A 19,526-nucleotide genomic window follows, 5' to 3' on the forward strand; every position below is an offset into this window, starting at 1 on the left:
ATATATTATCTGGAGTGAAATCATGGAAAACCGAAGGAAACCTGCGCCTCCTGCCGCCACGCTCGACATAAACTGCGACTGCAAAGAATACGTGTAATGTTGAGCTCAACATTACACGTATTCCCTCGGCGTGATGTCGACGCGAACGTCGTTCCATTCCTCGGTCGGCAGGTCGGCCAGGCGGCGTTCCATCAGCGCCTCGCCAGTCGAGACGATCTGGATGACAGCGGCATGGCCGGCTTCCAGGTCGCCGCTGATCGACCGGATCAGGGTCGGCGTCTTCATGCTGGTGAGCAGATGGCCGAAGAAGCGCTGCTTGGCGCTCTCGAAGGCCGAGCGGGCGGCGGACTTGGCCTGCCGGTTCAGCGTGCCGGACGTGCCGGTGATGTTGGCGGCCTCCATCGCCGCATCCAGATTGTTATGGATGACGGCGAAGGCCCCGGCATAGGCGTCGTAGATGCGGGTCTGCTCAGGGCTGAGCGCGTGTTCGACCAGCTCGTATTCCACGCCGTCGAACGAGAGCGAACGGGCGGTGTAGAGGCCGAGAGCGCGCAGGTCGCGGGCCAGCACCTCCATCGCCGCGACGCCGCCGGCCTCGATCGCCTCGATGAACTCGGCCCTTGTCGAGAATGGAAAATCCTCGCCGCCCCACAAGCCCAGCCGCTGGGCGTAGGCGAGGTTGTGGACCGTGGTGGCGCCGGTCGCGGAGACATAGACGACGCGGGCGTTCGGCAGCGCGTGCTGGAGGCGCAGGCCGGCGCGGCCCTGCTGCGAGGCGGCGACGTCGCCGCGTTCTCCCTTGCCGCCACCGGCGTTCTGCATCGCGTGCGCCTCGTCGAAAATGAGGACTCCATCGAAGTCGGAGCCCAACCATTCGACGATCTGCCGGACGCGCGAAACCTTCTCGCCGCGGTCATCGGAGCGTAGCGTGGCATAGGTCGTAAACAGGAGGCCTTCCGGCAGCGTGATCGGCCGCCCCTGCGGGAAGCGCGACAGGGGCGTGACCAGCAGGCGTTCCATGCCGAGCGCCGACCAGTCGCGCTGCGCGTCCTCGATCAGCTTGTCGGACTTGCTGATCCACACCGCCTTGCGGCGGCCCTGGAGCCAGTTGTCGAGAATGATCGCCGCGGACTGACGGCCTTTGCCGACGCCGGTCCCGTCGCCGATCATGAAGCCGCGCCGAAAGCGAGCGGCGTTCTCCGCATCTTCGCGCGCAGCGGTGACGATGTCGAAGGTGGCGTCCACCGTCCACGACCCGGCGAGATGGTCCGCGTGCGCTTCGCCCGCATAGATCACGGTCTCAAGCTGGGCGTCCGACAGCAGCTCATGGATGTTGGGCGGCAGGCTTGGCCGATAGCTCGGCTTGGGCGGAGCGACCGAAGCCATTGCGGCCGACTGCACCAGCCGGGTCGGATGGGCCTGGGCGCCGGCGATACGGATCGCCTGCAATCCGTATTCCTCGTAGATGCTCTCGGATAGACGGCCGTCTTCGCCGGCGAGCCAGTCCTGGGTCTCGTAAGCGAGCGGCAGGCCCTCCGGTTCGGCCATCGGCGCAGTCGTCGGGACGGCCTTGGCGGCGCGGTTGATATAGCCACGCACGCTGCGCGGGGTGGCAGGCGCGATGGCCGGGACCACGACGGAGGGATCGACGGCGAGCCGTTTCGGCGCCTGCTCGTCGATCCAGCCCAGCAGCGTTGCGACATCCGGCGCGACGCCGGGCGCTGCCGGAAACACGGCGGGATCGTCGGCGGGCCGCTTGTCGATGACAGTCAAGCGCGTCTCGATGGTGGTGCCGTGTTTGGCATAGACGGAGCCGTCGATGACGGCGGAGAAGACGACGCGCCCGCGCGCCTGCAACCGGACGAAGGCGTCCCGCCAAGCCGGATTGTCAGGTGCGAAGCTGGCGCCGGTGATCGCCACGAGCCGGCCGCCGGGGGCCAGACGCGCCAGGGCCGAGGCGACATGGCGGTAAGCGGCGTCCGCCATGCGGCCCTCGACATTGGCCATGACCGAGAAGGGCGGATTCATCAGCACGACGCTGGGCATCACGGCGGGATCGAGATGATCGTCGATCTGCGCCGCGTCGAAACGGGTGACGGAAATGGCCGGGAAGAGCAGCGACAGCAGATTGGCGCGGGTGTCGGCCAGCTCGTTGAGAACGAGCGCGCCGCCCGCGATCTCGGCGAGGATGGCGAGCAGGCCGGTGCCCGCCGACGGCTCGAGCACCCGGTCGGCCGGGGTGATGGCGGCGGCGTGGGCGGCGACCAGGCCGAGCGGGATCGGCGTCGAGAACTGCTGGAAGGTCTGGCTCTCCGCCGAACGCCGCGTATGCGTCGGCAGCAGGTTGGCGATTTTCGACAGCGCGGAAAGGCGGGCGGCCGGAGACCCGGCTTTGCGGAAAAGCGCACGTCCGTATTTACGGAGGAACAGGACGGTCGCCGCCTCGCAGGCGTCATAGGCCGTCTTCCAGTCCCAGGCGCCGGTGGCGTCCGACGCGCCGAAGGCGGTCTCCATCGCCGTACGCAGGGCGGCGGCGTCGACGCGCTCGCCGCGTTCGAGATGAGGCAGGAGCTGGTCGGCAGCCGCGAGGATGGCGGCGGCGGGTTCGGGATTGGAGCCGAGCGGAAGCGGCGCGGCGGCGGTCGCCGCCGCGGATGCGGAAATCATGGTCATGGTGGGAACCTCAAGGAGAGCGGAAAAAGGCGAGCCCGCGCGGCGCTCTCTCTCGACCGCACCGGCTCAAACCCGTCCCGGCGGCCCTCTCACTCTCAAGGCGCCCGCACGGAAAAAGCGCCCGACCGTGAGGTGGGGCGCTTTTCGAGGGGATCAGCGCCAGAGCCCATCCGCGATCTCGGAGGCGACGAGCGTGCGGGCCTTGCGGATCAGATCATCGCCGCAGGTATCGACATGGCCGAAGAACCGCGCGCGAGCGCCGTTCACGGTCCAGTCGGCATAGGCGCAATATTCCCGAGCATCGGATCGAAACGCCCGCATGTCGCCGGCCCAGTGAGGCTTGGGCTCGACGACGACGGTGAGGCCGCCTCTGGTCTCCGGCCAGGGCAGAGACCGCTCATGCGGCGGATGCTGGCGATCCGCCGCGAAGATGGCGTCGATGTCGGTCATGGCGCCTCTCCCGTCTCGGGCCGCACGAAGCCTTCGGGATCGTCGGGATCGGGCGGCAGATAGGCGTCGTAGGGATTGCCGTCGGCGAGATGGCCGAAGGGCGTGAAGATGTAGTCGTCGTTGTCCCGCCCCACGGCGCAGATGACGTAGCGCGGGCTGCCTGTCACCGCGTCGAGGCACTCCATGAGGGCGAGATTGCCGTCGCCCGCCGCGCGCAGCAGGGTCTGGAAATTGCTCCGGGCATGGGAGGGGATGCTCATAGCGGACCTCCCTCGTCGGAGAGGGTCTGGGCAAGCCAGCCATCGGTGTAGATCCAGTCCACGGTCTCGCCGGTGGCGAGGTCGAGGACATGGGCGCCGCCGCCGAACCCGTCGAGACGCGGCCGCGAGCAGGTGTTGGCGTATTGGAAGCCCCATCTGCCGGTGAGGCCGAACTCGGCGGCGCAATGCTTCACGAACTGGATGAGGCGCTCGGGATCGCCGGTCACGTCGTCGCGCATCCAGAGTTCGGTGCCGCCGTATTGCGGCTCGATCGACAGAAGGAAGCCCTCGGAGGGTGGTTCCTCCGACGCGCCTTCCGCGGACAGCGTGTTGTAGAGGTCGAGCGCGCGGGCGGCGTTCTCGGGCGTGCCGACGTCGAGCAGGCACGAGAAATGGGTGAAATAGTTGGCCATGACAGGCTCCTGAAACGAGAAAGCCCGGCGCGATGGCCGGGCTCGGTTGAGGGATGATCGAAGGGGTCAGTAGCCGAACCGCCAGGATGGCCAGGGCTGGCCATCGTCGGCGGCGGCGACGGCTTCCGGCAGATAGCCGGCCTCGCCTTCGACCAAGGTTGGATCGCGCACCGGCGTTTCGTCGATGACGGTGACGCAAACGACGAGACCGTCTTCGACTTCGACGTGGACGGGCACGAGATACTGAAAGACGACGCGGCGCGTGGCGGACGGGTCGGGTTCAATCATGGAAGGTCTCCTTACGAAGATGCGGGGAAGCGACCTCTCGCCGCTCCCCCGCCGTGAGGGTCATTCGGCCGCGATCGTCAGGGCGTCCTCGTCCTCGATCTCTTCGGCATCCTCGTCGCCGTCCTCGCTGAGGAAGGCCGGCAAGGCGGCCTCGTCGTCGGCGTCGGCCTCCGCGCCCGGTTCGATGGTCTCCCCGTCATGGGGATCGATCAGGCGCAGCGGCTCGGGCAGCCAGGCGGTGTCGGCCAGCAGGCGCTCGGCCTCCTTGGCCATGTCGCCCTTCTTCAGATGGTCGATGAGCTGGGCGGCCCGTTCGCCGGCGCCCTCCCGGACGGCTTCGAGGATGCGGGGCTTGGTGACGCGGCCGAGATAGTTGCCGACCGTCGGCCGCCAGCCCGCCGCCACCATGTCGAGGCCAGTGGCGCGCGCCAGCCGGTCGGCCTGGGCGAGGCGGACATCCAGCCCATGCTGGCTGACGCCCGATCCGTAGGGGTTCGGCCGCTCGAACAGCGCGTTCACGCCGAAGCTGACGCAATGGGCGAGCAGATCGAGGCGCGTGCCCGGATCGAGATCGGTGAGCCAGTCCCACAGCGCCTGGTCGTCGGCGGGAACGTGATCGCCCCAGCGCCCGTGCCGCTCGGCGATCTCGTGCGCCGCGCCGCTGTCCTTCAGCTCCTCCGGTTGGGCGGAGAAGAAGACGTGGCGGACGCTGGCCTCGAGGCAGCCCGTCGGCGCGGGTCGCCGGAAGGTATCGCTGACCAGCTTGTGCAGCAGCATGGTCATGGCGACGTCGGGATGCTCGGCGAGCGCGTTGCGCAGCGCCAGCGTTCGATGCGCGGTCAGCTCGATGACGAGGCGCTCGGGCAGCGGCTTGATGCCGTCCTCCTCGTCGTCTTCCGGCTCCGCGGTCTGGCCGCCGACGGTGACGACGGCGCGCTGAACGGCGGGCGTGGCCGAATGGCCGGTGTCGCCGTCCGCCTCCGTCGTATCGTCTCCTTCGGGATCGACCGGGCGCTCGTCCTCGGGGCGGACATAGCCACGGTCCACCGACAGCGAGCCGTCGGCGTCGAGGCTGACGAAGACGCCGGCGATGGCGATGTCGGCCGGATCGTAGATCGCCGGGCGCTGCTCGAAGGCGTCGAGCGCCTGCTCGATCTCTCCGAGACGCGCGTCGATCTCGTCGGGCAGCTCGTCGGCTTCGGCATATTCGGCCTCGAGCCGGTCATACTCGTCACGCAGCGCCTCGCGAGTGGCGCGCTCCTCGTCGGTCAGGTCGACCGCCGTTCCGACAAGCTCCCGAAGCCCGTGCTCGTGGCCGTAGGGAAAGCTCAGGGCGGCCTCGACCCACTTCCAGCCTTCGCCCGCGATCTCGTCGGCGGCGGTCTTGAGCTTCTCGGCCACCAGGCGGTCGAGCAGAGCCGGGTCTTGCAGCCAGCCGCCGTCGTCGGACTGGAAGAGGTCGCGCAACACGATGCCGCCGGCCGCTTCATAGGCTTCGACGCCCACGAAGACGGCCCGCCTGTCGGAAGCCCGCACCGTGGTCTCGGTCAGCATCCGGCGGATGTGATAGGGCTCTTTCTGCCAGCCATCCTTGATCGCGTCCCAGACCTGCTCCTGGCGTGCATGGTCGGAACTGACGGTGAAGGCCATGAGCTGCTCGAGCGTCATGCCGTCGTCGGCGTAGATCTCGAGCAATACCGGCGAGACGGAAGCGAGGCGCAGGCGCTGCTTCACGATATTGACGCCGACGAAGAAGGCGGCGGCGATGGCTTCCTCGGTCATGCCCTTCTCGCGCATGGCCTGGAAGGCGCGGAACTGATCGAGCGGATGCAGCGGCGCGCGTTCGATGTTCTCGACCAGCGAGACCTCATCGACCAGGATGCCGCTGTTGGCGTCGCCGACGACGCAGGGCACGGGCGCGGTCTTGGCCAGACGCTTCTGCTTCACCAGCAATTCGAGCGCGCGATAGCGGCGGCCGCCGGCGGGCACCTCGAAGATCCCGGTCTCGGCGCCATCGGCGTCGAGGACGGGACGGACATGCAGGCTCTGGATCAGGCCGCGCCGGGCGATGGACTGGGCCAGCTCCTCGATCGAGACGCCGGCCTTGACGCGCCGGACGTTGGACTGGCTCAGCACCAGCTTGTTGAAGGGGATGTCGCGCGCCGACGACAGGGTGATCTTCTGAATGGCAGTCGCCATGATCGTTACTCCGCGACGGGCGGCCGAGAGCCTCTCTCTCGACCTCCGACCCGTCACGAAGCGAAGCGCAGCCCTCTCACTCTCAGGAGGGCCGCGCCGGGCGGGCGGAAAAGCGTGAAGCCGGAAGCCCGCCTCTCCGCCTTTCCGGTTTTCAGGATCATCACACGCCGCACAGGCCCTCGCACTCGTTGGGCCAGAGATCGAGCTGGCCGCGATCGGCATCGGTCGACAGGTCGACCTGGTCGAGCGGCACCGCGGAACGGTGGAGATAGACGTCACCACGAATCCCCCGGAATCCGGTGCGAATGGCGGCGTCGACCGATACGGCGTCGGCCCAAGCCTCGGGATCGTGGTCGCGCATCCGCCGCCAATGATCGTCGGAATGGAACGGGCAACCGATGCAGGCGCTCTTGGGTGGCAGGGGGTAGTCGTGCCGATCCAGCCAGCGCAGGCAATCCAGACGGGTCATGCCTTGCTCGATGAGCGGCCAGCGGTTGATCTGCCACGGCTCGAACGAAGGCTTCATGCGTAGCACCTCGTCGAGCGAGATCCCGATCCACTGTTCGGCGATGGGCGCCTTTGGCGAGCGCCGGCCGGCGATGCCGAGCAGCTCGCGGACCTTCCGGCGGATTGGCGCGATCTTGTAGTCGCCGGTGCATTGGCGGCGGATCATGCCGACTCCGACCCGTTCGGTCGGCACGATGCGGGAGCCGATGGTGACGAGATCACCGTTCTCGTCCTCGTCATAGACGGGCAGCTCCGCGCCTGCCGGCGTCACGGTGCGGGTGAAGGCCGGGATCGAGGCCCATCGCTCGCCGCGCGCGCCGGCAAGAAGGTCGGCGCGCAGGTCTCCGGCCGAGACGATATGGACGGGGAAGGGCAGGACGTTGGGCGATCGCAGCCAGGCGAGATGCTCATAGACGGCCCTCGGCTCCCAGCCGGTATCGGCGAAGATCGCGCAATCCGGCATGGGGCCGATCTCGCCAAGCGCGGCCATCAGGGCGAGCGTGGTGGACTGGACGCCGGCGCCCAGGCTGAGAACACGCAGGCGGATGGACGCCTGCTGTTCGGGGGATGGCGCTAGTGCGGGGAAGACGGGGGCGTTCATCACGCCGCCTCCCGTTCGTCGTCGGCCATGCCGATGTCGGCGTCCGGCAGGAAGCTAAGCAGCCAGTCGGCTGCCTTGCTGGCCTGGGACGCGGCGCGCACGATGGCGCGATTGTCCTCGCGCAGCACTTCGAGCCAGGAGCCGATGTAGTCGGCATGGCGAACGGTGGGCGTGATGCCGAGCGAGGCGCAGCAGAAAGCGGCGTTGATCTCCGCGACCAGCTCCTCGAAGGCGTATTTCTTCGAGCCGAAGCCGCCGGTGAGGTCACGGCCGAGCCGGGAGGCATGGCCGGTCGCGTGGCCGTTATGCCGATATCGGCATAATTCGCATAATGCCGTAACCCGGATTATGCCGCATGGCGTCTGCTGGGCGCCGTCTTCCCCTGTACATCAGCCATGCGGCAGTTCGGCATAATCAGAGGCCTTCAAGGAACGCGAGGAGCTGGTCGTCGGGCTGGAACCGGCCCGTTGGCGCCGCGGGCGCGGCGACGCGCGCGAGGGCCTTTTCCTTCATCCGCATGTCGGCGTGGATATAGATCTGGGTGGTCGCCACGGACTCGTGCCCAAGCCAGAGGGCGATCACCGCCTGGTCGACGCCGTGATGGAGCAGGTCCATCGCGGTGCTGTGGCGCAACGTATGCGGCGTCACCCGCTTCGAGGCGATGCTCGGGCATGTGCGCGATGCCGTAAGGCAGTGCTTGCGGACCAGATGCTCAAGCGCATCGCGGCTCAGCGGCCCGCCGCGCAGCGACGGGAACAGCGGCCGCTTGTCGTCGCCATTGTCGCCGATCCACGCCTTGAGCAGCCTGGCGGTGTCGCGTCGCAGCGGCGTCGAGCGTTCCTTCCGGCCCTTGCCCATGCAGCGGATATGAGCGCCCGTGCCGAGCACCACGTCGCTGCATCTGAGGTTAACGAGTTCGGAGGCGCGCAGGCCGGTCTGGAGCGCAAGCAGGAGCAGTGCATGATCGCGCCGCCCCGCCCAGGTCGTGCGATCGGGAGCCGCCAAGAGCGCCGCGATCTCGATTGCGTCGAGGAACGTCACCGCGCGCCTCACATAGCGCTTGTTCGGCATCGCCAGGATACGCTGGCAGTGCAGCAGCCGGGCCGGATCGGTCATCGCGACATAGCGGAAGAACGAGCGGATCGCAGCGAGCCGCGTGTTGCGGCTGCGCGCGCAGTTGCCGCGCGCCGTCTCGCCGTGCACGAGGAAGTCGGCGACGAGATCGGCGTCGATGTCCTCGACCGCGAGCCTGACCGGCGGCTTGCCACGCCGGGCGCTTGCATAGCGGATGAGCAGCCGGAACGTGTCGCGGTAGCCGGCAACGGTATGCCGGCTCGCTTCCATCTGCGTGCACAGCCGGTCGGTGAAGAAGCGCTGGATGAGCGCGGGCAGGGTCATGGCGGTCATCGGCCTGCCTCCACGGCGTCATGGCTCGCCCGCGCCATCGCCAGCGCGAGGAGTTCGGGCACGGCTTCGATGTACCAGTAGGTGTTCTCGGGCTGGGCGTGCCCGAGCCAGGTGGTCAGCCGGATCATCTCGCGCGCCGGATCTAAGCCCTGCCGGTACCAGTTGATCATCGTGCGCACGGCGAAGGTATGGCGCAGGTCGTGGATGCGCGGGCCGCGGCCGTGACGATTATAGGGCTGCGGGTTGCGCAGGCCGATCCGCTGGCACACGTGCGCGAAGTTGTAGCGGGCCCACCATTCGGTCGCGCGCCTGCCGTCGCAGTTGACGAAGTAGGCGTCGGCCTTGCCGCCCAGCAACCGGTCGCGCTCGGCGGCATAGCGGATGAGCTGCGCCATGACCGAAGGATGAAGCGGCAGCAGCCGCTCCTTGCCGAGCTTTCCTCGCCGCACGCGCAGCACGCCCGTTGGCAGATCGAGGTCCTCCGGATCAAGCGCCAGGGCCTCGCTGATCCTGAGACCCGTCACCGCGATGAGGCCGAAGAAGGTCGAGCAGGTCAGCCCGCGCATGCCGTAGATCGACGGCAGCTCGGCGGCCGCCGCGATGATCGCTGCGATCTCGGCCTCGCTATAGATATAGGGGCGCGTCCGGTGCGAGCGGTCGGGCAGCAGCCCACGCGGGGGCGGTTCGTGCACCGGATCGATGCTGCTGAGCCACTGTGCGAACAGCCGCACCATCGTGAGCCGGGCGGCTCGCGTCGCGGTGCCTGCGGCGGGCAGGCTCGCGTCCCAGCGCAGGAACAGCACAGTGTCGATCCGGCCGGCACCCTCGCTGTCGGCGAACCGCACGAAGCGGCGAAGCACGCGTTCGGAGGTCTGGAGATCATAGCCGAGGCTGCGCCGAACGCCGAGATAATGATCGAGCTGGAGCGCGAGGTTCATTGCACGCCTCCCGCCGGCCAAGGCTGCGCGATCGACCGCAACCCGTCGATGTCGAGCCGGGCATAGACCAAGGTCGAGGAGCGCGACCGGTGCCGCAGCATGTCGCCGACCTCGTCGAGCGACGCGCCTTCATTGACGAGCCGCGTCGCCAGGCTGTGACGCAGCAGGTGCGATCCCACATAAGGGGTGACGGGCTTCTGCCCCGTCGCTGCGAGAGCATCCTTCAGGATGTCGTTGACGATCTGGCTGTCCTTGAACGGGCGATGCGGTGCCCGGTGCGTGACGAACAGGATCCGGCAGCTGCCCGGGCCGCGCTCGTCGCGCAGATAGCGGCTGAGCGCCTCGCCGACCTCGGCGGTGATCGGCACGCGGTCGTGCAGCTGTCCTTTGCCGCGCACGAGCAGTTCGCCCGCGCGCCAGTCGATATCGTCGAGCGTGATCCGGACGACCTCGGCAGCCCGCAGACCCAGCCGCGCCATGAGCAGCAGCATGGCATAATCGCGTGCGCCGTGCCGGGGGTTGCCGCGCACCGCGCTAAGGACCGCTTCCACGCCCTCGGGTGAGAGGTGGCGGGGCAGCCGCGCATCCCAGCGCTTCGTCGCCTTGGGGATGCATAGCGCAAGGTTCGTCGCCGTGATGCCGCGGCCGAACAGATACTGGAAGAAGATGCGCAGGTGCGTCACCGCGGTCTTGTCGCGGTACACATGCCTGCTGGTCAGCAGATGCTGGACGAAGGCGATGGCGTCGGCGGCCCGAAGCCCAGAGAGGTCGAACATCGCCGTGCCGAAGCGGTGGTGGAGGAAGCGGTCGGCAAAGCGCAGCGTATGATAGATCGTGCGCGGGCTGAGGCCCCGCTGCTTCGTGAGATAGGTCTCATAGTCGCTCAGCAGCTCACGGCGGGCGATCTCCGCCTCGCTCAGCGGCACCGGCGGCGCCACGCCGATCTCGATCAGATGCTCGGCGAGCTTGCGTGCGAGCCGGTGGAAGCGGATCAGGCTTTTTGGTCCTTGCGCGACCGTTCGCGCCAGCTGTTCGGCAATGTCCGGGGTCAGCGCCGACGGCGCTATTCCGGCCTCATCCATCAGCCGGCCGAACCTCTGCGCGAGGTCGCGGTGATATTTGATCGTCGACGGCTTGTAATGCGCCTCAGCGAAGCTTTGCGTAAACGAGTCCAGATAAGGATCGATGCTGGTCTTCATGATGCTGGTCATGGTCTTCGACTCCGTGCTGTTGGAGTCCGATTCCGGCCCTTGCGGACGCGGTGACTGCAAGACTATCGATCACCCACGGTCGACCGGTCGCGGCAAGGCGATCGTCGACGTATAGTCGGGAGGGGGTATGAAGAAGGCCAACAGCGCGCCGAGCGACAAGGCGGCAAGGGCCATGCTCGAGAAGCACGGCTGTCCCGTCCCATTCCATGAGGTTCGCACGCGCTTCCTCGGCAACATCGCAACGCCGGCGCTTGCCGCCTCGCCGCTGCAGATCATCAAGGGTCTGTGGGGTGGCGAACTGCCGGTGTTCGACGGCATGGACGAGCTCAACGGGCTGCTCAACGCGCTGGTCCATGGCTTGTGGAACGACCTGACGCGGCACCAGAAGCGCAGCCAGCCCTTCCGGCTGGCGCGCGTGCCGATGGAGCCCACCGCCGCCAACCTTGCTCAGTACGGGCTCATCCGCCGTGAGGAGCTCGATGGGTTCATCGAAGGGCTGTTCAACGGCGAGGAGGCCATCGACCTGCCCGAGCGGGCCCATGAAGCTGTCGGACATCTCTCCGAGCTGCGCGCGATGATGGCCGGCCTCTGCGAGCTGGTGTCGCGCGATCCCGATACCGACGATCGCACGCTCGGCGCGACATTCAAGAACCTGCACGAGCTGACGCGGATCATGGAGACCGAGATCCACGAGGCCGTGCTATCCTGCACCCGGGCACGGCGGCAGATGCTCGAGGGCATTTCCACCGCAAAGCCGACGGTCCACTGACGCCGATGCTGTCCGACGATCGCCTTCGCGAGAAGCTGCGCAAGATCGAGGCGCTTTATGCCGGTGCTGCGACCGCGGGCGAGAGATCGGCGGCCGGTGCCGCGGCCGAGCGGATCCGGCGCCAGTTCGAGGCCGCGAGCAGGAAAGAGCAGGCCGAGGAGTTCAAGTTCTCGATTCCCGATCGCTGGTCGCGCCAGCTCTTCATCGCCTTGTGCCGGCGCTATGGCATCAAACCGTTCCGCTATGCGCGGATGCACCGGCAGACGGTGATGCTCTCCGCCCCGGCCAGCTTTGTCCAGATGACGCTCTGGCCCGAGTTCCAGGAGCTGAGCCAGGCGCTGACCGCCCATCTCGACGAGATCACCCGGCAGATCATCCGCGACGAGGTGCATGCCGCCACCCATGACGCCGAAGAGGTGAGCGAGCCGCGCCAACTGCTCTGAGATCAGCTCGTCGCGCGTCATCCCGCGCCGCAGATGCCTCGGATTATGCCGCACCGATGAGCCGCGAACACAGGGGAAGCCCGCCCTTCCCGGACGCCATGCGGCATAATCCGGGTTACGGCATTATGCCCCAGCTCGTGCAGGGCCGTGCGATGCCAGTTGATCGGCTCGAAATATGCCTGGGGCGGCGGCACCTGCACAAAGTCGTGCGCCGGCATATAGAAGGCGCGGTCGCCGCCGATGCGGAAGTCGATGCCGGTCGCGCGGATCAGGGTCTCGACCTGCGGTTCGATGAGGCCGGGCGGAGGCGGTGGAGCCACAATGGCGACATCCTCCGGCAGCCCGTCGCATTGCGCCGCGTTGAACACCGTGAAGCGCTTGAGGAACGGGATCGCGGCGGCTTCCTCGCCGGTCTCGCGGGCGCGGCGCTTCTCGTCCTCCGGCGTGAAACGGTCGGCATAGACGACGGTGGTGCCGTGTTCGCCGCGGCGGACATTGCCGCCAAGCGACAGGGCCTGGCGGAAGGTGAGCCAGCTCTGGCCGGGAAAGCCGTGCTGGATCACCGCGCCCCAGAGGATCAGCACGTTGATCCCCGAATAGTGCCGCCCGGTCGCGGCGTTTCTCGGCATGGCGAGGGGCGCCTTGACCGAGGCCGATCCCCAGGGCTGGACCCAGGGGAAGCGGCCCGCCTCCAGTTCGGCGATGATCTTGCTGGTGATGTCGTCGTAAAGGTTCGTCCGGCCGGAGCCGGCACGCCCGTTGCGGTCGTTCCTGAACATCGCGGTTCTCCGCGACGGGCGCCGGAGACCTCTTCTCCAGCCCTCAACCCGTCACGGAAACCCCGTCCGCACTCTCACTCTCCAGGGGGTGTTGCGGGGTTCTCCCCGCAGAAGGGGTCGGCCGAGACCCTGGCTCGGCCGCAGGGGAAGGCTTTCCCCTATCCGGGCTTCCTTGAAAACTGTCAGAAACTCGCATATATTTCCGACAGGAGAAAGACGATGACACGGCTGACCGAACAGATTCTGGCCCATGCGACGGGACTGCCCGAAGGCGTCCCCGTGTCCGCCAAGGGCCTGCTCCACCTCGGAAACCGGGCGGCCGTGGATCAGGCATTGTCGCGCCTGTCGGAGCGCGGGCAGCTCATCCGCGCCGGTCGTGGCGTCTATCTGCGTCCCATCGCCAGCCGGTTCGGCACGCGCGCACCTTCGGTCGAGCAGGCTGTCGAGGCCCTTGCGACGCAAAAGGGGGAGATCATCGTCTCGAACGGCGCCGCCGCGGCGAACGCCCTTGGCTTGACGACGCAGGTGCCTGTCCGCTCGGTCTATCTGACTTCGGGGCGCAGCCGAAAGATGCACCTTGGCAAGCAGGTCGTGGAATTGCGGCACGCGCCGCGCTGGCAACTGGCCCTGGCCAACCGCCCGGCGGGGGAGGCCGTGCGGGCGCTGGCCTGGCTCGGCCCCGAAAGGGCGGAGGCCGCGCTCACGACATTGAAGCGGAAGATGCCGCCCGGCGTGTTCGGCGAACTGGTCGCCGCCGCGCCGCAGCTTCCGACGTGGCTCGCGCAGAGCGTGGGAAGGGTGGCGTATGGCTGACGTCTTCCTCCAGCTTTCGGCCGAGGATCGGCGCGATGCGTTGGGCGTCGCTGCCGACCGCTTGGGCCGTCCGACCCATCTTCTCGAAAAGGATGTGTGGGTGGTGTGGGCGCTGGCGACCCTCTACGCCGCGCCGCTCGGTGAACATCTGGTGTTCAAGGGCGGCACGTCGCTGTCGAAAGCCTATCAGGTCATCCGCCGGTTTTCGGAGGATGTGGATCTGACCTACGACATTCGGGCGATCGCGCCCGATCTGGTCGGGGACAATGGCGAGGGCCTGCCGAAAACCCGGAGCGAGGAAAAGCGGTGGTCCAGCGAGGTCCGCCGGCGATTGCCGGTCTGGGTCGCGGAGGCCGTGCAGCCCGTGATCGCGACCGCGCTGGCCGCCGAAGGTCTGGCGGCGGCCATTCGCGTCGAGGATGACAAGCTCTTTATCGACTATGAGGCGACCGCGGCCGGCTCCGGCTATGTCGCGCCCAGCGTCATGCTGGAGTTCGGCGCCCGCTCGACGGGCGAACCGGCGAGCCTGCGCGACGTCGTCTGCGATGCGGCCGGCCTGATCGACGGGCTGATATTCCCGACGGCGCGGCCGCGCGTCATGCACGCGGAGCGGACCTTCTGGGAGAAGGCGACCGCCATCCATGTCTTCTGCCTCCAGGAACGGCTGCGCGGCGACCGCTTCGCACGACACTGGCACGATGTCGTCCGGCTGGATGAAGCCGGCTTCGCGGAAACTGCATTCGCCGATCGCGAACTGGCCAACGCAGTCGCCCGCCACAAGTCGATGTTCTTCGCGGAGAAGGCCGCCGACCGCACGCCGATCGACTATGCAGCGGCCGTCAACGGCGGCTTGCAGCTCGTGCCGGCCGGCGATGGCGCGAAGGCGCTGGAGGACGACTATGCCCGCATGGTCGAGGATGGATTGCTCTTCGATGACGCGGAGCCGTTCGAGGCGCTCATGGCGCGGTGCGCCGATATAGCCGCGCGCGCGAACAGCGCGGTCAAATAAGAAACTGGGGGGATCGGGGGTATATGAGCGAAGTCGGAGACGAACGAAAATTCCAGTTTCTGCGGAACGGCGATGCCGATCCATCGGAACTCGACTGGAACAAGGGGATCGAGAGCGCCCGCCAGGCGATTTCCGAGGCCATGAACGCCAAGAATATCGCGTTTTTGCTCGGCGCTGGATGTTCCTCCCTGATGAGGGACAAAAAGGAACTCGGCATTGCGACCATGGCGCCCCTGGCCAAGGAGTTCTGTGGGGAAACCCTCGAGGCGCGGGCGGCGGGATTTTACGGTGATCCGCCGGTCGTCGGCGCTGCCCCGGCGCCGTGGCGGCTGACCAAGGGCGAACTCGACTATCTCGATGCGCTCGGGATCGACCTGGCGAAGGACTACAGCCGGAACCTGGAACGCTTGATGGAGGTGCTGTTCGCGCAGCAGTTCGTGCTGCGCCAGAGCGAGAATCCCGATCTTCACCCCTACCGCGGTGTTCTCGACGGCATCATCAAGAAGGTCCAGGACTTCCTATGGACCCGTGTCACCCAAGGGGCCTTCGCCACGCAGGGCGACACCACCGTGCGCGACCTCTACGAGCGGTTCTACAAGAAGCTGGTCCTGCGAGATCGGTCCTTGCCCCGGCCGTGGGTGTTCACGACCAACTACGATCATTTCAGCGAATTGGCGATGGATCGCCTGGGCATTCCCTATGCCAACGGCTTTTCCGGCGTGGTGGAACGTCGCTTCAACCCGGCGATCTTCCGCTATGCCTTGGCCGAGCAGCTCGACGTCGCCAGCCGCAAGTGGACCGCCGTCGACGCCTTCGTCTATCTCTGCAAATTGCATGGTTCGGTCACTTGGACCGAGGACGATCACGGCCTGTTCCCGATCAAGGAGGTCTGGCCGCCGGAATCCACGAACCAGATGCTGATCTATCCGACGCCGGCGAAGCAGAACTCTTCACTCGGCTCGCCCTACGCGGACCTGTTCCGGGAATTTCAGTCCCGGATCGTGCGCGAGCAGAGCGTTCTCATCACGGCCGGCTACGCCTTCGGCGATGAGCACCTGAACAACATCATCTACCAGGCGCTGACGATCCCGACGTTCCGTCTGGTGATCTTCGCGGCGCCGGATACGGCCGGCGAGATCGCCAAGCTGCGGGCGCTGCGCGACCCGCGCATTTGGATCATTGGAGGCGACGGTCCTGCCGAGGGGACGAGGGCGCACTACTTCGACATGATCGTCGAGCATTTCATGCCGCAGCGTCCCAGCGACAGGATCGATGACGCCGTTCGCAAGGTGTTGTCCGAACTGGCGCCGAAAAGGGACGACGAGACGAAGGATGGCGAGGCATGAGCCACGACGATCGCAAACGCGCGATCGGCAAGGTGGTCTCGGTCGCGGCCGACCGCTTTGTCGTGGAGATGCACGTCGGCACCGACAACTTCACGGTCGTTGGCTTCGACGGCGTGCATTATGTGGCGCGGCTGGGATCGTTCCTGATGATTCCATCGCAGTCGGAATATGTCGTGGTCGAGGTTGTCGGTCTGCGAGAGCGCGACGCGAGCACTCCATCCGAGCGAGGCGACTTCGATCGGGCTGGCTCATCAAAATATCTGGACGTGGTGCCGGTCGGCATGTTGCCGATGCGTGGCGGCGCGTTCCGTTTCGGTGTGTCCGTTTTCCCGTCTCTGTATGCGGACGCACTCTATGCACTGGACGGCGAACTCGATCGCATCTTCGAGACCGAGGCGGCCGTCGAGCCGTCAGTCGGCCCGGATGGTGGCGCCTGCGAACCCGAAGGGGCCACGCGCTATCGGGTTCTGCCCATCGGCAAGTCGGTGGTGTTCGAGAACTACGACATCAAGGTCCGGCTGAACGAGTTCTTCGGCGGTCATGTCGCCGTCCTGGGCAATACCGGCAGCGGCAAGTCCTGCACGGTCGCCTCGGTCTTGCAGTCCCTTTTCAGCAAGCCGGAGGAGCATCACGCCCGCGGCGCGACCTTCGTCGTCTTCGACGTCAATGGCGAGTATCATGCCGCTCTGGCCGCTTCCGCGAAGGAGGGAGCCATCGGGGTCGAGCGCGTCGTCCTCGACGGCACGGCGGCTGGCTTCCGTATGCCGCATTGGTTCCTGGAGATGGCAGAATGGGAACTGCTCTTGCAGGCCAGCGAGCGAACACAACTGCCGGTTCTTCGGACGGCGTTAGGTCTGACAAGTCTCTTTCATGCCAATACGCCAGAAGCTCTGGCGCTGCGCGAGCACTTTGTCGCCACCTGCATCATCGAGTGTTTTCGAGGGGCAGATGGCGACTCCCCCGTATCGAAATTTCAGCGCGTCGTCTCCCTCCTCCAGAAGTATCCGACAAACGACCTGAATATGGCGCTTCTGAACCGCTTCAATCCCAATTTTCAGTATGGAAATTTTTCGGGGAACAACCAATCGGCGTTTCTGGACGAAGTGAGAAAAAAGCTCCGGGAGGACGCGCCCTTACCAGCCTATAATCGGACACCATTCTCTTTTGATGAGCTGCACGAGTGTCTCGACTTCGCGATCCTCTACGAGGAGGCTCACGGCAATCGCCAAATCCGAGACTACTGCTCGTCCATGGTCACGCGGCTCAGATCCCTCCAGGAGAGAACAGAATATGCCTTTCTGCGTCACGAAGGAGCTGACGTTGACGCGGCCGTAAGCGATCTGGAGTTTTTGACCAACATCGTCGGTCTGCAAAGGGCGGCCGGAGAGTCGTTCACCAAACGCAATCAGATCATTATTATTGATCTCAATTCCGTCGAAGATGAAATCGTTGAGCTGGTCAGTGCGGTCATCGCACGCATGCTTTTTCGGTTTCTTCGCCATGCGGAACCGAGAAACCGCTTCCCGATACACCTACTGCTCGAAGAGGCTCATAGATATGTCGCCTCTACGCCGTCCCGCTTTTCCATCGACGCCACCAAGATTTTCGAGCGCATCGCCAAGGAAGGACGCAAATACGGCATGTTCGTGCTGCTGGCGTCTCAGCGCCCGAGCGAGCTGTCCAAGACGGTTCTCAGCCAGTGCTCCAACTTCCTGGTTCACCGAATCCAGAATCCCGACGATCTCTCCCAGATTCGCCAGATGACTCCGTTCATCTCAGAGTCGGTCCTGAAGCGGTTGCCGTCATTGCCTCGGCAGCACGCGCTGGTGTTTGGAACGTCGGTGAATCTGCCGACGACCTTCAAGGTCAGGGAGGCATTCCCGCGGCCGCGGAGCGACGATACCGCCGTCGTCGATCTGTGGTTCCACGAAGAAGGTCGAGCCGCTGACATTCGCCTCGCGCCCCGGCCGGCCGACGCCGCTGCTGCGGTGGCTGGAGGGGAGCCGATGGCGGTAAACGAAGCGCCGGGCGATGACATCTTCTGACCATCTGGAGACTCTGGCGCAGACACTGGAGGCCACGGGGGATTACCGGGTGATCCGGCGTCTCAAGCCACGCCCTCGCACCGTTCCGCCTCCCGGCACCCCGCTGCGCCTTGGCCTGGTGGTCGATGTAGAGACCACGGGGCTCGACCCTCAGCGCGACGAGATCATCGAACTCGCCATGACGCCATTCAACTATGGCTTGGATGGCACCGTTTTCAGCGTGGGCGACAGCTTCCAAGGGCTGCGTCAGCCGAGCGAGCCTATCGCCCCGGAAATCACCGCGATCACGGGCATCACCAACGAGATGGTGGCCGGCCAGATTATTGATCCCGCAGCGGTAGCCACATTCGCGGCGCCGGCTTCGCTCGTCATCGCGCACAACGCGGCGTTCGACCGCCGCTTTCTTGAACGATTCAGCGACGTGTTTTCGACGAAGCCGTGGGCTTGCTCGCTCAACCAGATCGATTGGGCCGCGGAGGGGTTCGAGGGCACGAAACTCGCCTATCTCGCTCAAGCCGCCGGCTTCTTCTACGACCGCCACCGCGCGATGCACGACTGTCTTGCTACGGTCGAGTTGCTGGCAATGGGGCTGCCCCGATCTGGCGTTACGGGTCTTAGCCGCCTCCTGGACGGCGCTCGTGCCGTTTCTTGGCGCATTTGGGCGGAGAACTCGCCCTTCGACCTCAAGGATGTCCTCAAAGCACGGGGATACCGTTGGAACGGCGATCCCGGCCCGCAGCCGCGCGCATGGTATATCGACGTTCCCGAAGCTCAACGCGAGGCCGAGCTGCGGTTCTTGAGAACGGAAATCTATCGGTATGAGGTCGATCCCCCGGTTCGGCGGATCGATGCGTATGATCGGTTTTCAGACCGGATCTGAACGCCGTCGAGGGCCGGGCTATTGCTTGCCCTGGCCGTATCCATTGCCGCCCTCGATGCTCCCGGCGGCCTTCAGCAAGTCCCCGATGGAGCGCCCGCCGATCCGGCAGGTGGCCACCACGCGGTCGTAGGACTGGTGGTTGGCGACGCACTCCGCATTCCGACCCATCGCGATCTTCTCCAGCGCGGCCTTGGCGGCGGGGCCGGTGGGAGAGTGAAGTTCGGGCGCGTAGAAATCCCCCAGCCGGATCTCCACCCAGTTGGCCGGCCCTTGACCGACGGCCACGCACAAGGAGTCGCCGTCACCGACATAGACCACGGGACCGGAGAAGTGCGCGCCGCGATGGAGATAGGACGGCATCGGGCCGCGGTCGGGAATGGCCTTGCAGGGATCGGCCTTGGCCGCCGTCGCTGTGGTCAGTGCCGCCAGCACGGCCAGCCCCATTACGATACGCATAGTCGTTTTTCACTTCCGCCTTTTATGGTGCGCCGGAGG

19 protein-coding genes and 1 pseudogene are annotated in these 19,526 nt (G+C 66.3%); 7 read left to right on the forward strand and 13 right to left on the reverse strand.

Going from position 1 to position 19,526, the window contains the following annotated elements:
• Positions 1-111: 111 nt before the first annotated feature.
• The 11 genes and pseudogenes from GQO94_RS13795 to GQO94_RS13845 form a co-directional block, all read right to left on the reverse strand.
• Positions 112-2,673: a strawberry notch-like NTP hydrolase domain-containing protein gene (locus GQO94_RS13795; protein ID WP_232332935.1), complete on the reverse strand. Its 2,562-nt coding sequence runs from the start codon at positions 2,671-2,673 to the stop codon at positions 112-114.
• 153 nt (positions 2,674-2,826) lie between these two features.
• The gene (locus GQO94_RS13800) at positions 2,827-3,123 is read right to left on the reverse strand and encodes a hypothetical protein (protein WP_156842023.1); all 297 of its coding nucleotides are present in this window, start codon (positions 3,121-3,123) and stop codon (positions 2,827-2,829) included.
• Positions 3,120-3,383: a DUF6117 family protein gene (locus GQO94_RS13805; RefSeq protein ID WP_156842024.1), complete on the reverse strand. Its 264-nt coding sequence runs from the start codon at positions 3,381-3,383 to the stop codon at positions 3,120-3,122. The genes GQO94_RS13800 and GQO94_RS13805 overlap by 4 nt, the downstream gene beginning before the upstream one ends.
• A complete protein-coding gene (locus tag GQO94_RS13810; protein WP_156842025.1) occupies positions 3,380-3,796 on the reverse strand; it encodes a hypothetical protein in 417 nt (138 codons plus the stop codon). The genes GQO94_RS13805 and GQO94_RS13810 overlap by 4 nt, the downstream gene beginning before the upstream one ends.
• Positions 3,797-3,862: 66 nt before the next feature.
• Positions 3,863-4,084, reverse strand: a complete 222-nt coding sequence (locus tag GQO94_RS13815) for a hypothetical protein (RefSeq protein ID WP_053553347.1) — start codon at positions 4,082-4,084, stop codon at positions 3,863-3,865.
• A 60-nt stretch (positions 4,085-4,144) separates the two neighbouring features.
• A complete protein-coding gene (locus tag GQO94_RS13820; protein ID WP_156842026.1) occupies positions 4,145-6,283 on the reverse strand; it encodes a ParB/RepB/Spo0J family partition protein in 2,139 nt (712 codons plus the stop codon).
• A gap of 160 nt (positions 6,284-6,443) precedes the next feature.
• Positions 6,444-7,391: a hypothetical protein gene (locus tag GQO94_RS13825; RefSeq protein WP_156842027.1), complete on the reverse strand. Its 948-nt coding sequence runs from the start codon at positions 7,389-7,391 to the stop codon at positions 6,444-6,446.
• A pseudogene (locus tag GQO94_RS13830) lies at positions 7,391-7,729 on the reverse strand (zincin-like metallopeptidase domain-containing protein); the annotation flags it as partial. The gene GQO94_RS13825 and the pseudogene GQO94_RS13830, both read right to left, overlap by 1 nt.
• 76 nt (positions 7,730-7,805) lie before the next feature.
• The gene (locus GQO94_RS13835; RefSeq protein WP_156842028.1) at positions 7,806-8,798 is read right to left on the reverse strand and encodes a tyrosine-type recombinase/integrase; all 993 of its coding nucleotides are present in this window, start codon (positions 8,796-8,798) and stop codon (positions 7,806-7,808) included.
• Positions 8,795-9,736 carry a tyrosine-type recombinase/integrase gene (locus GQO94_RS13840; protein WP_156842029.1) on the reverse strand — a complete coding sequence of 314 codons (942 nt, stop codon included), beginning with the start codon at positions 9,734-9,736 and terminating at the stop codon, positions 8,795-8,797. Before GQO94_RS13840 ends, GQO94_RS13835 begins: the two co-directional genes overlap by 4 nt.
• The gene (locus tag GQO94_RS13845; RefSeq protein WP_156842030.1) at positions 9,733-10,947 is read right to left on the reverse strand and encodes a tyrosine-type recombinase/integrase; all 1,215 of its coding nucleotides are present in this window, start codon (positions 10,945-10,947) and stop codon (positions 9,733-9,735) included. The genes GQO94_RS13840 and GQO94_RS13845 overlap by 4 nt, the downstream gene beginning before the upstream one ends.
• 127 nt (positions 10,948-11,074) lie before the next feature.
• On the opposite strand from GQO94_RS13845, the gene GQO94_RS13850 reads away from it, so the two are divergent.
• The gene (locus GQO94_RS13850; protein WP_156842031.1) at positions 11,075-11,716 is read left to right on the forward strand and encodes a hypothetical protein; all 642 of its coding nucleotides are present in this window, start codon (positions 11,075-11,077) and stop codon (positions 11,714-11,716) included.
• A gap of 5 nt (positions 11,717-11,721) precedes the next feature.
• On the forward strand, positions 11,722-12,159 hold the full coding sequence (locus GQO94_RS13855) for a hypothetical protein (protein WP_156842032.1): 438 nt from the start codon (positions 11,722-11,724) through the stop codon (positions 12,157-12,159).
• Positions 12,160-12,176: 17 nt separating this feature from the next.
• On the opposite strand, the gene GQO94_RS13860 is transcribed toward GQO94_RS13855, so the two are convergent.
• Positions 12,177-12,938, reverse strand: a complete 762-nt coding sequence (locus GQO94_RS13860; RefSeq protein ID WP_198045967.1) for an ArdC-like ssDNA-binding domain-containing protein — start codon at positions 12,936-12,938, stop codon at positions 12,177-12,179.
• A 219-nt stretch (positions 12,939-13,157) separates the two neighbouring features.
• On the opposite strand from GQO94_RS13860, the gene GQO94_RS13865 reads away from it, so the two are divergent.
• From GQO94_RS13865 to GQO94_RS13885, 5 genes are read left to right on the forward strand one after another with little or no spacing between them, the layout of a single operon-like run.
• Positions 13,158-13,751, forward strand: coding sequence for a DUF6088 family protein (locus GQO94_RS13865; RefSeq protein ID WP_041575670.1), 594 nt, complete (start codon positions 13,158-13,160; stop codon positions 13,749-13,751).
• On the forward strand, positions 13,744-14,760 hold the full coding sequence (locus tag GQO94_RS13870; RefSeq protein WP_156842033.1) for a nucleotidyl transferase AbiEii/AbiGii toxin family protein: 1,017 nt from the start codon (positions 13,744-13,746) through the stop codon (positions 14,758-14,760). Before GQO94_RS13865 ends, GQO94_RS13870 begins: the two co-directional genes overlap by 8 nt.
• 23 nt (positions 14,761-14,783) lie before the next feature.
• Complete coding sequence (locus GQO94_RS13875; RefSeq protein WP_156842034.1) at positions 14,784-16,106, forward strand: SIR2 family protein; 1,323 nt, start codon at positions 14,784-14,786, stop codon at positions 16,104-16,106.
• Positions 16,103-18,151 carry an ATP-binding protein gene (locus tag GQO94_RS13880; protein ID WP_156842035.1) on the forward strand — a complete coding sequence of 683 codons (2,049 nt, stop codon included), beginning with the start codon at positions 16,103-16,105 and terminating at the stop codon, positions 18,149-18,151. The genes GQO94_RS13875 and GQO94_RS13880 overlap by 4 nt, the downstream gene beginning before the upstream one ends.
• On the forward strand, positions 18,138-19,031 hold the full coding sequence (locus tag GQO94_RS13885; RefSeq protein WP_156842036.1) for a 3'-5' exonuclease: 894 nt from the start codon (positions 18,138-18,140) through the stop codon (positions 19,029-19,031). The genes GQO94_RS13880 and GQO94_RS13885 overlap by 14 nt, the downstream gene beginning before the upstream one ends.
• Before the next feature lie 18 nt (positions 19,032-19,049).
• Here the strand turns inward: GQO94_RS13885 and GQO94_RS13890 are convergent, their stop codons facing one another.
• Positions 19,050-19,487: a thermonuclease family protein gene (locus GQO94_RS13890; protein ID WP_156842037.1), complete on the reverse strand. Its 438-nt coding sequence runs from the start codon at positions 19,485-19,487 to the stop codon at positions 19,050-19,052.
• Positions 19,488-19,526 lie beyond the last annotated feature (39 nt).

The organism is Novosphingobium aquimarinum, from assembly GCF_009746585.1.
Classification (GTDB): domain Bacteria; phylum Pseudomonadota; class Alphaproteobacteria; order Sphingomonadales; family Sphingomonadaceae; genus Novosphingobium; species Novosphingobium aquimarinum.